The sequence below is a fragment of the Yokenella regensburgei genome (assembly GCF_051486985.1).
GTDB lineage: Bacteria > Pseudomonadota > Gammaproteobacteria > Enterobacterales > Enterobacteriaceae > CBFFRJ01.
This window is the reverse complement of record NZ_JAHVDV010000018.1, coordinates 13,619-28,132: the sequence shown is the minus strand read 5'-3', so window position 1 is coordinate 28,132 and position 14,514 is coordinate 13,619. Positions and strand designations below refer to the sequence as shown.

Sequence of the window (14,514 nt, the reverse complement as noted above, 5' to 3'; positions counted from 1 at the left end):
ATGGCATCACTGATTGACGTTCGTAACATGCTTGCGCTGCGGGGGCGGATGGATGTCGGCCAGCTCAGCAGCGCACTGCAGCTCTCTCGCCCGATGGTCGAGGCCATGCTGGGCCGTATGGAAATCATGGGTAAAGCCATACGCGTGCCGCAAGAGGCGGAGGGTTGCCTGACAGGAAGTTGTAAAGCGTGTCCGGAAGGCAAAACGGCCTGTCATCAGACATGGTGGACATTGAGTGGTTGCTGAAAGCGGGTCATCCGACCCGCTTTATGGTTCACGTTACGCTTACTTATAGACATCCGCCGTGGCGTGGATGTCTTTTTCATTTTTCTCGCCGCTGGTGACCACAAAGTAGGTGCCACCTAACTCATCAGCTTTTTTGGACAGCTCTTTTTTGGCGTCCATAGGCGCTGTGGTATCAGACGTGGTAATGGTGCCAACCTTCGTCAGATTCATACTCGCGACCTTATCTTTTTCCAGTTCCTGTGCGGCCATGACGCCAAAGGAAAGGGAACCAATCACCAGAGACGCAACAATACCTGTAACTAATTTCATACCTATGATTCTCCTAGGGTTTTTGATTGTTTTACAGTTGCAGCACAGACTGTACGCGCCGCAAAAGCCTTTTAAGTATCGTAGTGGAATGCCGCTTATTCAAGCCAACGCCCCCGCTACACGAGAGAATCAGAAAAGGACTTTAAAGCTCTGGAAAAATCATCAGGATGGGAAATAAATGGCGCATGGGCTGCTTTGGCGAAAATGAGAGATTCACTGCGTGGCCACATTGCATCCAGGGGGGCAATAATCTTGCGGGGAACCAGGCCATCCAGTCGGCCATAAATGCGCAGAAAGGGCAGCGTCAGCGCGGTCAGCGCCTCGCGCAGGTCTGCGGTTTTCAGGATCTCCAGGCCGCCATTCAGTACCTCTGGTGGCGGCACTGGCAGTGACAAAACAGCATGTTTTAGCTGACGCGCATCCTGACGAGCGGTTTCTGTTCCCATCGTTTGCAACGCCAGAAAGCGCTCTACCGTGCGCTGGAAATGCTCACTGAGCTGCTGCTGAAAACCAGCCAGAACCTCTGATTTAATACCGGCCCATGCGTCCTGCTCGCTAAAGCAAGGGGACGATGCCACCGTGACCAGTCCTCTGACCCGTTCAGGTGCCATTAACGCTACCTGGCTTGCCACCAGTCCACCCAGGCTCCAGCCCACCCAGATGGCCTGCCCCGGCGCGTTTGCCAGCACGATCTCCGCCATTTCGCTAAGCGTCATAGCCGGAAAACCGCTGCTACGACCATAGCCCGGCAGGTCCACCAGATGCAGCGTAAATTGCGTACTAAGTTCAGCGGTAATGCAATCCCATACCTGCGCGTTCAGCCCCCATCCGTGAAGCAGCACAAGATGGCAATGTCCTTCGCCTTTGGTTTCCCACCAGATGTTGTTCATCCGCTATCGTTCTCTTCTACATACAAGGAGGTGGAATATGCTAACAGTGCCAGGCCTGTGCTGGCTATGTCGAATGCCGCTGGCGCTTGCTCATTGGGGCATATGTTCCAGTTGCGCACGCACTCTTCCTCTGAGGATATCGGTATGCCCCTGCTGCGCACTGCCCGCCCTGGACCCCACGCTCCCCTGCGGCCGCTGCCTGCAAAAAATGCCGCCCTGGCAGCATATGGTGGCGGTCAGTAGCTACACGCCGCCGCTTAGCCATCTGGTGCATCAGATGAAATTTTCCAGGCGGCCTGAGCTCGCACTGGCGCTGGCCCGGCTGCTATATCTGGCAGTCAGAAATGAGCAGCGGAGGCGATCAATACCCGCTCCCGACCTGCTGGTGAACGTGCCACTGTGGCATCGGCGTCAGTGGCGCAGGGGGTATAATCAAAGCGATCTGCTTTGCCGGAAGCTGGTGCACTGGGTAGGGTGCCGCTATGAACCTGCGGCGCTCAGACGAATAAAAAGGACCCGTATCCAGCATCAGCTGAGCGCCCGTTTACGTAAACGCAACCTGAAAAATGCCTTTCGCCTTGAATTGCCCGTGCAGGGGCTCCATATGGTAATTGTGGATGATGTCGTCACTACCGGCAGCACCGTCGCAGAACTCTCTAAACTGCTGTTACGCCACGGCGCGGCGACTGTTCAGGTATGGTGCCTGTGTCGAACCTTGTAGAGCCTCGATGATGGGCGTATTATAACCGAGTAAAATAGTCAACTATTAGGCCATTGCTATGATCCATATCTCCGATGCTGCGCAAGCGCATTTTGCTAAATTGCTGGCAAATCAGGAAGAAGGGACGCAAATTCGCGTGTTTGTGATTAACCCAGGCACGCCAAACGCAGAATGCGGCGTCTCTTATTGCCCGCCAGATGCAGTGGAAGCCGCTGACACCGCCCTGGAATTCGAACAACTGACGGCTTATGTCGATGAGTTGAGCGCACCGTATCTGGAAGATGCGGAAATTGATTTTGTGACTGACCAACTCGGCTCTCAGCTGACGCTGAAGGCCCCTAACGCCAAAATGCGTAAAGTGACCGATGACGCACCGCTGATGGAACGCGTTGAGTACATGCTGCAAGCGCAGGTTAACCCGCAGCTGGCCGGGCACGGCGGGCGTGTAACCCTGATGGAAATTACCGACGAAGGCTACGCTATTCTCCAGTTTGGCGGCGGCTGTAACGGTTGTTCCATGGTCGACGTTACCCTGAAAGAGGGCATCGAGAAGCAGTTGCTGAACGAGTTCCCTGAACTGAAAGGCGTTCGCGACCTGACAGAGCACCAGCGCGGCGAGCACTCTTACTACTGATGCCCCCCTCCGCACGTTCTCCTGCTCCCCGGGAGAACGTGTTACCCGTATCTTCCTGCTTATTTTCCCGCTGTTTTTTTCACTGCTTTCTGGTCGTTAATATGACCCACCTCTCACTTCGCAAATTTTGGCCCCCCAGGTGATTCTCTTTTTACAGATGTTACCCGTATCATCCGCGCAGGCATCAACATTATAAAAACATCCAGCTACTATTTTTAAGTATCGATGTAAGCCGTATTGATGCCCCAGCGCTATGTTTTCTACCTCAGGAAACCCGGCACAAGCTGTAGAAACACTGACGTTACCCATAACAAATTAAGGCCAGGTAAATCATGCCATTAGTCATCGTTGCTATCGGTGTAATCTTGTTGTTGTTATTAATGATCCGCTTCAAATTGAACGGATTTATTGCCCTGGTTCTGGTGGCACTGGCCGTCGGAATGATGCAGGGAATGCCTCTGGATGCAGTGATCAAGTCCATTAAAGCCGGTGTGGGCGGAACCCTCGGCAGCCTTGCGCTGATCATGGGCTTTGGTGCCATGCTCGGTAAGCTGCTGGCAGATTGCGGCGGCGCACAGCGTATCGCGACAACCCTGATTGCAAAATTTGGTGAGAAACATATTCAGTGGGCGGTGGTACTCACTGGCTTCACCGTTGGTTTCGCACTGTTCTATGAAGTCGGCTTCGTGCTGTTGCTGCCGCTGGTATTCACCATTGCGGCCTCGGCCCGTATCCCGCTGCTCTATGTCGGTGTGCCGATGGCGGCTGCACTGTCCGTTACGCACGGCTTCCTGCCTCCGCATCCGGGCCCGACCGCTATTGCCACTATCTTCCATGCTGATATGGGCAAAACCCTGCTGTACGGCACCCTGCTGGGTATCCCAACCGTTATTCTGGCAGGCCCGGTCTACGCGCGGTTCCTGAAAGGGATTGATAAACCGATCCCGGAAGGGCTGTATAACAAGAAAACCTTCACTGAAGCAGAGATGCCGGGCTTTGGCGTGAGCGTCTGGACCTCTCTGGTGCCGGTGGTACTGATGGCCCTGCGTGCGGTTGCGGAAATGGTACTGCCTAAAGGCCACGCTATTCTGCCGTATGCTGAGTTCTTTGGCGATCCGGTAATGGCCACGTTAATCGCCGTGCTGATTGCGGTCTTCACCTTCGGCCTGAATCGCGGTCGTTCGATGGACGACATTAACGAAACGCTGACCAGCTCAATCAAAATTATCGCCATGATGCTGCTCATCATCGGCGGTGGCGGTGCATTCAAACAGGTGCTGGTTGACAGCGGCGTGGACAAGTACATTGCCTCCCTGATGCATGGTACCAATCTGTCGCCTATCTTTATGGCATGGTCTATTGCTGCCGTACTGCGTATCGCGCTCGGCTCGGCCACCGTTGCAGCCATCACCGCAGGTGGTATTGCGGCACCGCTGATTGCAACGACTGGCGTAAGCCCCGAACTGATGGTTATCGCAGTAGGTTCCGGCAGCGTGATTTTCTCGCACGTCAACGACCCGGGCTTCTGGTTGTTTAAAGAGTATTTCAATCTGACCATCGGTGAGACCATGAAGTCCTGGTCTGCACTGGAGACCATCATCTCGGTATGTGGTCTGGTTGGCTGCCTGCTGTTAGGAATGGTGGTGTAAGGTTTACGACACGCCCTTTCCAGAAAAAAAGAACCCACCGAAGTGGGTTCTTTTTTTATCTTTTCTTCCCGACTGCCCTTCTGCGTTTATCCAGGTCCTTAATCAGTTTGTTCACGCTCTCATCGCTAAACATCTTCTCAAGTGAAGTGGACAACTTTCGCCGCCAGTTTTTGTACTGATAACTGGTGCCGGGAATATTCACCGGCCCGGCCATATTCAGCCAGTCTTCCGGTTGCAGGCCAAGCAGCGCACTGTTGCTGTCGGCAATGTAGCGCTGCATACCGCGGTTTAAAAGCGACGTCATCGGCATGCGAGAAGCCTTGTGGCCCACCTTTTTCGGCAGACAACCGTGCTGATGAAGCGCATCAAGCAGCCCCTGTTTTGCCAGTTCGCGGTCTTTGAATAAACCGCGCAGCACAACCTCATCCGGGTAAAGCCCCAGGGTTTTACCCAGCGTCAGGTCCCCACTCTCCCAGTAACCACGTAAAGTTGGCAGATCGTGCGTAGTCGCAACAGCCATTGACTGCACCGGCCAGGCTTGCGGCGCCCGGAAATGCTTCTCATGGTCGTTCTCAAAATAGAGCACTTTATAGGAGTAGACTCCACTGTCACGCAGCTTGCTTACGATCTCTACCGGCACCGTCCCCAGATCTTCGCCAATCACCATACACCGGTGGCGCTGGCTTTCCAGTGCCAGGATAGAAAGCAGGTCATCCACCGGATACTGCACGTAAGCGCCCTGATCCGCCGTCTCACCATAGGGTATCCACCACAAACGCAGCATCGACATCACGTGGTCAATACGCAATGCGCCGCAGCTTTTCATGTTCGCCCGCAACAATTCAACAAAGGGTTCATAACCTCGCGCGGCGGTAATATGGGGATCCATCGGTGGCAGCCCCCAGTTCTGGCCCAGCGGACCGAGAATGTCAGGGGGGGCGCCGACAGAAGCTTTCAGGCAGTACAGCTCCCGGTCGCACCAGGTTTCCGCCCCGCCTTCTGCAACGCCAACCGCCAGATCGCGGTAAAGCCCTATCGGCATCGCGAAATCCTGACTGGTATCCCAACACGCGGCGAACTGGATGCAGGCGAGCCATTGCAGCCATAAATAAAAATTAACCTCGTCCGCATGCTCCTTACAAAACGCCTTAACCTCAGGGCTGTCCGTAGAGCGGAGCGCTTCAGGCCAGGCGGGCCAGCCCCAACGTAACGGGTCTTCTTTGACCTGATTTGCATGCAGGGCATCAAATGCCGCCTGCCAGTAGAGGCTTTCGCCCTCCTGCTTAACGAAACTGTTGAAGGCGGTGCGGGCCTCATCGTCAGCGCCACGCGTGGAAAACTGCTTCCAGGCAAGGCGCAACCCTTCAAGCTTCAGTGCCGTTACCGCGGAATAATCCACGAACTCTGCATCGCGGGCGGCGTTCAGCGAGGCCTGTGTATCGGGAAGCGCCCACCACGCCTGCGCCGCTTTACTGGTTTGAAAATCCTCCACCGCGTTGACGTCGATATAAATAACGTTCAACCAGCGCCTGGACGAAGGGCTGTAGGGGCTGGCGCTTTCAGGATTGGCCGGATAAAGGGCATGAATCGGGTTAAGACCGATAAAAGCGCCTCCGCGATGTGCCACCTCAGCCAGCATGGCTTTCAAATCGCCGAAGTCACCAATACCCCAGTTTTTTTCTGAGCGCAGGGTATAAAGCTGCGCACAGGCTCCCCACAGTTTCTTGCCTTCCAGCAGCGCTTGCGGTTCAAAACAGCGTGCCGGCGTGACAATCAACCGGCAGTGCCAGCGCTGCTCACCCCGACGAAGGGTGAGCGTGTGGTAGCCCTGCGGTAATTTTGCCGGTAGCGTAAGTTTTTTACCGCCCTCAACCCCTCCGCGAAGCTGTAAACCCTGCTCCGTTGTAATGTTCCAGTCGAAATGCCCCTCGCCTTCAACGGGCAGCGCTTTTCTTTTCCCCTGAGTAAATACCAGCACACGAGGCACCGGGGTTACTGCAGAGGCGGCTACCGTAGAGGGGTGCATGGCCTCCAGCAAACGCCGTTTGGTTTCAGCACCGATAGACTGCGGTTTGCCATGCGCATTGATAAAATCCGGGCTAATACCCGCTGCCAGCGCGGCACTTTCAAGACGTTTACTCACCATGCTTTCCCTTAGCGTTTTGCCTGCCAGATACGGGTCTGATAATCGCGAATCGAGCGATCCGAGCTGAACATTCCACAACGTGCAGTGTTCAGAATGGCTGCTCTGGTCCACGCCTCCTCATCACGGTATAGCGCATCTACACGCTTTTGTGCATCAACATAGGCGGCAAAATCTGCCAGTACCAGGTAAGGATCGCCCCCCTGCTTGCCCAGACTGTGCAACATTTGGTCAAAGGCATGCTTATCACCGTCACTGTATTTACCGCTCTCAAGCTCTTTTAGTACGGCATCGAGCTGTTTGTCTTTTTTGCGCCACTTCACCGGATCGTAGCCTTTGGCCTTCAGTGCTTTCACCTCTTCCACGGTGTGGCCGAAAATAAAGATGTTCTCGTCGCCGACCTGTTCGGCAATTTCAACGTTCGCCCCATCCAGCGTGCCGACGGTGAGCGCACCGTTCAGCGCCAGCTTCATGTTGCCGGTGCCGGAGGCCTCTTTACCCGCAGTAGAGATCTGTTCAGAGACATCTGCCGCCGGTATCAGGCGTTCCGCCGCCGACACGCAATAATCCGGCAGGAAGACCACTTTCAGCTTGTCACCCACTGCCGGGTCATTATTGATGACCTGCGCCACTTTATTGATGGCGTAAATAATATTTTTTGCGAGGTAATAACCCGGTGCTGCTTTCGCGCCAAACAAAAAGACGCGCGGCACACGATTGGCCTGAGGATTTTCACGAATTTCTTTATACAGGGCCACAATATGCAGCAGGTTTAAATGCTGACGTTTATATTCATGCAGCCGTTTGATCTGAATATCAAAGATGGCGTGCGGATTAATCTCAATGCCAGTGCGATGTTTAACAAATTCTGCGAGCAGGTATTTATTCTGCTGTTTAATGGCGCGGTACTGCGCGCGGAATTCTGCATCATCAGCAAATTTTTCCAGATGAATAAGCTGATCAAGATCGTTAGCCCACTCTTTATTCAGGGTGTGATCTAACAATGCGGCCAGCGCCGGGTTGCACTGCTTGATCCAGCGGCGTGGCGTAATGCCATTGGTCACATTATGGAATTTACCTGGCCATAGCTGGTTGTATTCCGGGAAGAGATCTTTAACTACCAGATCCGAGTGGAGCGCAGCCACGCCGTTCACGGCAAAGCCGCCGACGACACACATATTTGCCATACGAACCTGCTTGTTATGCACAACTGCCAGCTTAGCCCAGACGGCCTCATCACCAGGCCAGGTTTGCGCCACAAGCATTTTGAAACGGTCATTGATCTGCCTGATTATCTGCATATGGCGCGGAAGTAATGCTTTGACCAGTTTTTCGTCCCAGCACTCCAGCGCTTCAGGCATCAGCGTATGGTTAGTGTATGCAAAAGTTTTACTGGTGATTGCCCAGGCGTCATCCCAGCTCATCTGATGCTCATCGAGTAGTACGCGCAGAAGTTCAGGAATGGCGATAGTCGGATGGGTATCATTGAGCTGAATCACTTCATACGTCGCCAGCGTGCTAATGTGACGCCCCGCCAGGTGATGACGGCGAAGAATATCGGCAACCGAGCAGGCGCACTGGAAGTACTGCTGCATCAAGCGCAGCTTTTTGCCCGCCTGATGGTTATCATTCGGGTAGAGTACTTTGGTCAGTTTTTCAGCGTCGATACCCTGCTGCTCGGCGCGAAGAAAATCGCCATCGTTGAATTTGGTCAGGTCAAACGGATGCGCATGGGTCGCCTGCCACAGGCGCAGCGGCTGCGCCACGCTGTTAAGGTAACCGAGAACCGGCAAATCCCAGGCCTCGCCCACCAGCGTGAAACCAGGCGTCCAGTGCCCTTCTTTACTGACTTTGCCCCCGATGCCTACCTGCACATCCCATTGCTCATTATGAGTGAACCACGGGTAGCTGCGGCGATGCCAGTCATCTGGCGCCTCCTTCTGATGCCCCTCATCGAAAGACTGGCGGAACAGCCCATACTGATAGTTAAGTCCATAGCCCGTCGCAGACTGGCCCACAGTAGCCATTGAGTCCAAAAAACAGGCTGCCAGGCGTCCCAGCCCACCGTTACCCAGCGCAGGATCGGTCTCTTCTTCCAGCAGGTCGCTAAGGTTTTGCCCATGCTCCTGGAGAATAGCGCGCACCTCCTGATACCAGCCCAGGTTCAGAAGGTTGTTACCCGTAAGGCGACCAATCAGGAATTCCATCGAGATGTAGTTAACATGGCGCTGTTCAGCCGACGGCTTCGTCTGTGGCAACGCCACCAGCAGCTCTGACAGCGCGCCGCTGACCGCATGCCACCACTGGCGGGACGTCATTTCATGCGCAGCATGCAGGCCAAAATGCTGCCACTGACGTGTCAGGGCCGCTTCGAATTGCGCTTTGTTAAACGTAGGCTTTGACATAAAGAATTCGGATCCTGTGAGTGAAGAAAACAACGTTAGCGCTAGTGTGCCAGGCTCATTAAATGGCGTCCTCATCCTGCCAGGGAATCCACAGGGAGGAGTAGCAGGGATGAGCGAAAAGTGTGATCTCTGCCACTTAAAGTTAGCTGCTTTTTTGAACATTTATCAAGCTGTTGCTTCAGGCCGACCGCTCACTGACCCGGCGACATTTGAAAAGGTGATAAAACATAAAGGGAAAGCGTGCCAGAAGAATGAAATGTTGTTTCACGATAAATTAATCGTAATTATGAATTGCGTTGAGAAAATAATAAATTTCAGGAAAAGCTAAAGCTTTTTTTGCTATTTGTGCTGCCTGATGTAAATCCCTCGAAATAATGTCAGTAAGCGCTATCTCAACATTAAATATTTCTCTCATTCTCCCCCATACCACAGGTGTACTGCCTGCACTACTCGCGGCCTCGGGTGCGGGTAATTTATTCACTAACAATTTAGAAATGTGACATAGCGCAAATTCACAATCCTTAGATATGGACATAACTTGCAATAAATGCGGATTTATCCGACCTTATTAATATTAATTACGAAGCGCAAAAAAAATCGTTTACCCCCTTTGTCCTCACAGTGAAGTGATAACTATGCTGATTCCGTCTAAATTAAGTCGCCCGGTTCGCCTCGACCATACCGTCGTTCGCGATCGGCTGCTGGCTAAACTTTCCGGCGCGAACAATTTTCGGCTAGCGCTCATCACAAGCCCGGCAGGTTATGGAAAGACGACGCTCATTTCTCAGTGGGCATCAGGTAAAAACGATGTCGGCTGGTTTTCTCTTGATGAGGGCGATAACCAACAAGAGCGATTTGCCAGCTATTTTATTGCCGCTATTCAGCAGGCAACCGGCGGGCATTGTGTGAGCAGTGAAGTGATGGCGCAAAAGCGCCAGTACGCCAGCCTCTCCTCCCTCTTTGCGCAACTCTTTATTGAACTTGCACAGTGGCAGCGTGCGCTATATCTGGTGATTGATGACTACCATCTCATCACCAATCCCGTTATCCATGATGCGATGCGTTTTTTCCTGCGCCATCAGCCTGAAAATCTCACTCTGATTGTGCTCTCCCGTAACCTGCCCCAGCTCGGCATTGCTAACCTGCGTGTGCGTGAGCAACTGCTTGAGATCGGCAGTCAACAACTTGCCTTCACGCATCAGGAGGCTAAACAGTTCTTTGACTGTCGCCTCGCCTCACCGATTGAGGCCGCTGAGAGCGGGCGCCTGTGCGATGATGTGGCAGGCTGGGCCACGGCTCTCCAGCTGATTGCACTCTCCGTCCGCCAGAACCACGGGGCGGCCCATCAGTCTGCTCGCCGCCTGGCCGGCATTAATGCCAGCCATCTGTCGGATTATCTGGTCGATGAAGTTCTGGACAACGTAGACACCGCAACCCGTCAGTTTTTACTTAAAAGCGCGCTGTTACGCTCAATGAATGACGCGTTAATCGTGCGCGTTACGGGCGAAGAAAACGGGCAGATGCGGCTGGAAGAGATTGAGCGTCAGGGGCTTTTTTTACAGCGAATGGACGATTCCGGCGAATGGTTCAGTTATCACCCCCTGTTCGGTAACTTCCTTCGCCAGCGCTGCCAGTGGGAACTGGCAACGGAACTGCCAGAAATTCACCGCGCGGCGGCTGAAAGCTGGATGGCGCAAGGGTTCCCGAGTGAAGCCATTCATCATGCGCTGGCGGCGGGTGACGGCACCATGCTGCGTGACATTCTGCTGCATCACGCGTGGGGTCTGTTCAACCACAGTGAACTTGGCCTGCTGGAGGCCTCGCTCAAAGCGCTGCCGTGGGAAAGTCTGCTTGAAAACCCACGGCTGGTGTTACTCCAGGCCTGGTTGATGCAAAGCCAGCATCGCTACAGCGAGGTGAATACGCTGCTGGCCAGGGCTGAGCAAGAGATGACCACCCAGATGGATGCCTCGCTGCACGGCGATTTCAACGCGCTGCGTGCACAGGTGGCCATTAACGATGGAGACGCCGTCGAAGCTGAACGTCTGGCGATGGTGGCTCTGGAAGAGCTGCCGCTTGCCAACTATTACAGCCGGATCGTAGCCACCTCGGTACACGGTGAAGTACTGCACTGTAAAGGGCTGCTGGCCAACTCTCTGCCTCTGATGCAGCAAACAGAGCAGATGGCGCGTCGTCATGATGTCTGGCATTACGCTCTGTGGAGTCTTATCCAGCAGAGTGAAATTCTGTTTGCGCAGGGCTTTTTGCAGGCCGCCTGGGAGACGCAGGAAAAAGGGTTCCAGCTGGTGCGCGAGCAGCATCTTGAGCAGTTGCCGATGCATGAGTTCCTGCTGCGCATCCGCGCGCAGTTACTCTGGGCATGGGCACGTCTTGACGAATCAGAAGCCGCAGCCCGTCAGGGGATGGAGGTACTGGCTTCCTATCAGCCCCAGCAGCAGTTGCAGTGCCTTGCCCTGGTGATTCAAAACTCACTGGCCCGAGGCGACCTGGACAATGCCCGCAGCCACCTCCATCGCCTCGAAAATTTACTCGGCAACGGTCAGTATCACAGTGACTGGGTGTCGAATGCCGATAAAGTCCGGGTGATTTACTGGCAGATGGTGGGCGACAAAAAAGCGGCGGCGCAATGGCTGCGTCAGACACCAAAACCGGAGTTTGCCAACAACCACTTCCTGCAGGGGCAGTGGCGCAACATTGCCAGGGCACAGATTCTGCTTGGCGATTTTGATCCGGCTGAGATGGTACTGGAAGAGCTAAATGAGAACGCGCGCAGCCTGCGCCTGATGAGCGATCTTAACCGTAACCTGCTTCTGCTCAATCAGCTCTACTGGCAAGCCGGTCGTAAAAACGATGCGCAGCGTGTGCTGCTGGAGGCCCTGCAACTGGCTAATCGTACCGGGTTTATCAGCCATTTTGTTATCGAAGGTGAGGCCATGGCGCAGCAACTGCGTCAGCTTATTCAGCTCAATACCCTGCCGGAACTGGATCAACATCGCGCCCAGCGCATTCTTCGCGACATTAACCAGCATCATCGTCACAAGTTTGCCCATTTTGATGAAAATTTTGTGGAACGTCTGCTTACTCACCCGGAGGTCCCGGAGCTGATTCGCACCAGCCCGCTTACCCAACGTGAATGGCAGGTGCTGGGGTTGATTTATTCAGGCTACAGCAATGAGCAAATAGCCGGTGAACTTGCCGTGGCGGCAACCACCATCAAAACCCATATTCGCAACCTGTATCAGAAACTGGGCGTGGCCCATCGTCAGGATGCCGTTCAGCATGCTCAGCGGTTGTTGAAAATGATGGGATACGGCGTTTAACTCCCCTTTCACCTGATGCCCTCCCCGTCCCCCTCTCCCACCGGAAGAGGGGGCCATAAGCGCCCGAAGTCACATCAGCACAGTTCAAGCTGGATGTTGTTGCTGGTTAATACCTGCATCACGCCAGGTGGCGGCGGGGTATCGGTATATACCGTATCGACCATGCTGATGCTTCCCATATTGACCATCGCATTACGGCCAAATTTCGAGTGATCCACCACCAGCATAACGTGGCGTGAATTCTCGATGATTGCCCGCTTGGTGCGCACTTCATGGTAGTCAAACTCCAGCAGCGACCCGTCCGCGTCGATGCCGCTTATCCCCAGAATGCCGAAGTCGAGGCGGAACTGGGAGATAAAATCCAGCGTTGCCTCACCCACAATACCACCGTCACGGCTGCGCAGCTCTCCGCCTGCCAGGATGACGCGAAAATCCTCTTTTTTGAGCAGCGTGTTAGCGACATTGAGGTTATTGGTGACCACCCGCAAATTGCTGTGGTCGAGCAGCGCGTGCGCCACCGCTTCAGGGGTGGTGCCGATGTCGATAAAGAGTGTGGCCCCGTCAGGGATCTGACTGGCGACCTTACGCGCAATGCGCTCTTTTTCCGCCGTCTGGGTAGCCTTACGATCGTGCCAGGAGGCATTCACCGAGCTGGAGGGCAAGGCCGCTCCCCCGTGATGGCGCAAAATCTTATTTTGTTCCGCCAGATCGTTCAGGTCACGGCGAATGGTCTGCGGGCTCACGGCGAATTGTTCTACCAGCTCTTCCGTGCTGACATATCCCTGTACTTTAACCAGTTCAATGATTGCGTCATGACGTTGTGTTTGTTTCATGAATAGTCTCTGGGAAATTATGTTCGTTTTCGCGCATTCATTGTATCGACCAGCGCCATCGCAAGGCCAATCAGCAACCCGGCCGTATGCGCGCCGGTGGCGCTGTTCATTGCCGATACGCCAAACCATTCGGCAACCAGTATCACCACAGTGAAAATAGCCAGCCCACGAGGGAGTGAAACCGGGCGCTCCGGGTCGCGTTCACCCCGAAGCCAGACATAACCTATCAGGGCGTACACCACGCCCGATAATCCACCAAACCAGGGTCCAGAAAGTTTGAACTGCAGGAATCCACTCAGTAAGGCGCTGATGAGGGTTATCACCAGCAGCTTGCCACCACCCAGCCGCTTTTCGACTGTGCCACCAAGATACCACCACCAGAACAGGTTAAAGATGATATGAACCAGTGAAAAATGCATGATGGCGTGGGTGAAGTAGCGCCAGGCTTCAAACTGAACCGCCTCGTTGAACGGCCAGGCCAGCCAGACCATGACCGTCTGGTCGCCGATGACGTTCATCAAAATAAACATCAGTATGCAGGCGGCAAAAATGAAAAGAGTCAGCGGCCCACCACGCTCCTGTAAGGCTGCCCGCAGCGGAAATCCTCGGTAACGTAAGCCATTGCTGGTTTGCCCGGACAGCCAGCTCGCCGCAAGATAACGCGGGTCACCGGGGTTTTCCATAAAGCGAGCCAGCTCTGCCCTCACCCGCTCAGCCTGACTGTCGTCTGCCAGCCAGATATCGCTTTGTTCATGCTGCTGAATGGTCAGAATAACGCCCTGGGTTTGCATGTAATCAACAAACGCCTGGGCGACACGCGGGTTAGCAAAGGAGGTGATCATCAACATGGAAGGTGGTCGCTTAGTCCCTGGAAAAGAGGACAGTATAGCGGCAGAACGCGCTATCCCTATAGCGTTCCGTGAGCAACTTCCGCCGGGAAATGGCGATGCCAGGCATCAAATCCACCATCCACACTGAATACGGTGTCATAGCCCTGCTGAAGCAGATATTGCGCGGCCCCTTTGCTGCTATTGCCGTGGTAGCACATCACCATGACCGGCGTTTCAAAATCCGTCTCCTGCATAAAGGTCCCCAGGGTGTCATTGGTCAAATGGAAAGCTCCTGGCGTATGGCCCATGGCAAAGCTTTGAGGATCCCGTATATCAACCAGCACCGCTTTCTTCTGCTGCAGCTTCTGGTGGGTTTCTTCAACGTTTATACAAACAAAATGATCCATAAGACTCTCTTTCAGACATTGCAGGTAAATCGTGCCAAAACTGCCCCGGCTCTCTTCTCGCCCCGCCAGGGTGGGAGGTCGGGTGAAGAGACAAGGGTTGCACGTA

Annotated in this window: 13 protein-coding genes; 6 read left to right on the top strand and 7 right to left on the bottom strand. The window is 54.2% G+C overall.

Annotated features, from left to right (window positions below; genetic code table 11):
* Nucleotides 1-246, top strand: a complete 246-nt coding sequence (feoC, locus tag KXR87_RS13640; RefSeq protein ID WP_437432785.1) for a [Fe-S]-dependent transcriptional repressor FeoC — start codon at nucleotides 1-3, stop codon at nucleotides 244-246.
* Between the two features lie 39 nt (nucleotides 247-285).
* On the opposite strand, the gene KXR87_RS13635 is transcribed toward feoC, so the two are convergent.
* Nucleotides 286-555 (bottom strand): YdgH/BhsA/McbA-like domain containing protein, encoded by a 270-nt coding sequence (locus KXR87_RS13635; protein ID WP_437432784.1) that lies wholly within the window; start codon nucleotides 553-555, stop codon nucleotides 286-288.
* Between the two features lie 116 nt (nucleotides 556-671).
* Complete coding sequence (gene bioH, locus KXR87_RS13630; RefSeq protein WP_437432783.1) at nucleotides 672-1,445, bottom strand: pimeloyl-ACP methyl ester esterase BioH; 774 nt, start codon at nucleotides 1,443-1,445, stop codon at nucleotides 672-674.
* A 37-nt stretch (nucleotides 1,446-1,482) separates the two neighbouring features.
* On the opposite strand from bioH, the gene gntX reads away from it, so the two are divergent.
* From gntX to gntT, 3 genes are all read left to right on the top strand, one after another.
* A complete protein-coding gene (gene gntX, locus KXR87_RS13625) occupies nucleotides 1,483-2,166 on the top strand; it encodes a DNA utilization protein GntX (RefSeq protein WP_437432782.1) in 684 nt (227 codons plus the stop codon).
* 58 nt (nucleotides 2,167-2,224) lie between these two features.
* On the top strand, nucleotides 2,225-2,800 hold the full coding sequence (gene nfuA, locus KXR87_RS13620) for a Fe-S biogenesis protein NfuA (RefSeq protein WP_437432781.1): 576 nt from the start codon (nucleotides 2,225-2,227) through the stop codon (nucleotides 2,798-2,800).
* 332 nt (nucleotides 2,801-3,132) lie between these two features.
* A complete protein-coding gene (gene gntT / locus KXR87_RS13615; RefSeq protein ID WP_437432780.1) occupies nucleotides 3,133-4,449 on the top strand; it encodes a gluconate transporter in 1,317 nt (438 codons plus the stop codon).
* A 55-nt stretch (nucleotides 4,450-4,504) separates the two neighbouring features.
* Here the strand turns inward: gntT and malQ are convergent, their stop codons facing one another.
* On the bottom strand, nucleotides 4,505-6,595 hold the full coding sequence (gene malQ, locus KXR87_RS13610; protein ID WP_437432779.1) for a 4-alpha-glucanotransferase: 2,091 nt from the start codon (nucleotides 6,593-6,595) through the stop codon (nucleotides 4,505-4,507).
* Between the two features lie 8 nt (nucleotides 6,596-6,603).
* Nucleotides 6,604-8,997, bottom strand: coding sequence for a maltodextrin phosphorylase (malP, locus tag KXR87_RS13605; RefSeq protein WP_437432778.1), 2,394 nt, complete (start codon nucleotides 8,995-8,997; stop codon nucleotides 6,604-6,606).
* A gap of 16 nt (nucleotides 8,998-9,013) precedes the next feature.
* Between malP and KXR87_RS13600 the strand changes: the two genes are divergently transcribed.
* Both KXR87_RS13600 and malT read left to right on the top strand, forming a co-directional pair.
* The gene (locus KXR87_RS13600) at nucleotides 9,014-9,325 is read left to right on the top strand and encodes a hypothetical protein (RefSeq protein ID WP_437432777.1); all 312 of its coding nucleotides are present in this window, start codon (nucleotides 9,014-9,016) and stop codon (nucleotides 9,323-9,325) included.
* A gap of 307 nt (nucleotides 9,326-9,632) precedes the next feature.
* Nucleotides 9,633-12,338: an HTH-type transcriptional regulator MalT gene (malT, locus tag KXR87_RS13595; RefSeq protein ID WP_437432776.1), complete on the top strand. Its 2,706-nt coding sequence runs from the start codon at nucleotides 9,633-9,635 to the stop codon at nucleotides 12,336-12,338.
* Nucleotides 12,339-12,412: 74 nt separating this feature from the next.
* On the opposite strand, the gene KXR87_RS13590 is transcribed toward malT, so the two are convergent.
* The 3 genes from KXR87_RS13590 to glpE are packed head-to-tail and all read right to left on the bottom strand — an operon-like array spanning nucleotide 12,413 to nucleotide 14,408.
* Nucleotides 12,413-13,171 carry a DeoR/GlpR family transcriptional regulator gene (locus tag KXR87_RS13590; protein WP_437432775.1) on the bottom strand — a complete coding sequence of 253 codons (759 nt, stop codon included), beginning with the start codon at nucleotides 13,169-13,171 and terminating at the stop codon, nucleotides 12,413-12,415.
* A 17-nt stretch (nucleotides 13,172-13,188) separates the two neighbouring features.
* A complete protein-coding gene (glpG, locus tag KXR87_RS13585; RefSeq protein ID WP_437432774.1) occupies nucleotides 13,189-14,019 on the bottom strand; it encodes a rhomboid family intramembrane serine protease GlpG in 831 nt (276 codons plus the stop codon).
* Between the two features lie 59 nt (nucleotides 14,020-14,078).
* Nucleotides 14,079-14,408, bottom strand: a complete 330-nt coding sequence (gene glpE / locus KXR87_RS13580) for a thiosulfate sulfurtransferase GlpE (protein WP_437432773.1) — start codon at nucleotides 14,406-14,408, stop codon at nucleotides 14,079-14,081.
* Between the last annotated feature and the right edge of the window lie 106 nt (nucleotides 14,409-14,514).

Coding starts and splice junctions, on each gene's coding strand:
- feoC (WP_437432785.1), top strand. CDS start 1: ATGGCATCACTGATTGACGTTCGTAACATGCTTGCGCTGCGGGGGCGG.
- KXR87_RS13635 (WP_437432784.1), bottom strand. CDS start 555: ATGAAATTAGTTACAGGTATTGTTGCGTCTCTGGTGATTGGTTCCCTT.
- bioH (WP_437432783.1), bottom strand. CDS start 1,445: ATGAACAACATCTGGTGGGAAACCAAAGGCGAAGGACATTGCCATCTT.
- gntX (WP_437432782.1), top strand. CDS start 1,483: ATGCTAACAGTGCCAGGCCTGTGCTGGCTATGTCGAATGCCGCTGGCG.
- nfuA (WP_437432781.1), top strand. CDS start 2,225: ATGATCCATATCTCCGATGCTGCGCAAGCGCATTTTGCTAAATTGCTG.
- gntT (WP_437432780.1), top strand. CDS start 3,133: ATGCCATTAGTCATCGTTGCTATCGGTGTAATCTTGTTGTTGTTATTA.
- malQ (WP_437432779.1), bottom strand. CDS start 6,595: ATGGTGAGTAAACGTCTTGAAAGTGCCGCGCTGGCAGCGGGTATTAGC.
- malP (WP_437432778.1), bottom strand. CDS start 8,997: ATGTCAAAGCCTACGTTTAACAAAGCGCAATTCGAAGCGGCCCTGACA.
- malT (WP_437432776.1), top strand. CDS start 9,633: ATGCTGATTCCGTCTAAATTAAGTCGCCCGGTTCGCCTCGACCATACC.
- KXR87_RS13590 (WP_437432775.1), bottom strand. CDS start 13,171: ATGAAACAAACACAACGTCATGACGCAATCATTGAACTGGTTAAAGTA.
- glpG (WP_437432774.1), bottom strand. CDS start 14,019: ATGTTGATGATCACCTCCTTTGCTAACCCGCGTGTCGCCCAGGCGTTT.
- glpE (WP_437432773.1), bottom strand. CDS start 14,408: ATGGATCATTTTGTTTGTATAAACGTTGAAGAAACCCACCAGAAGCTG.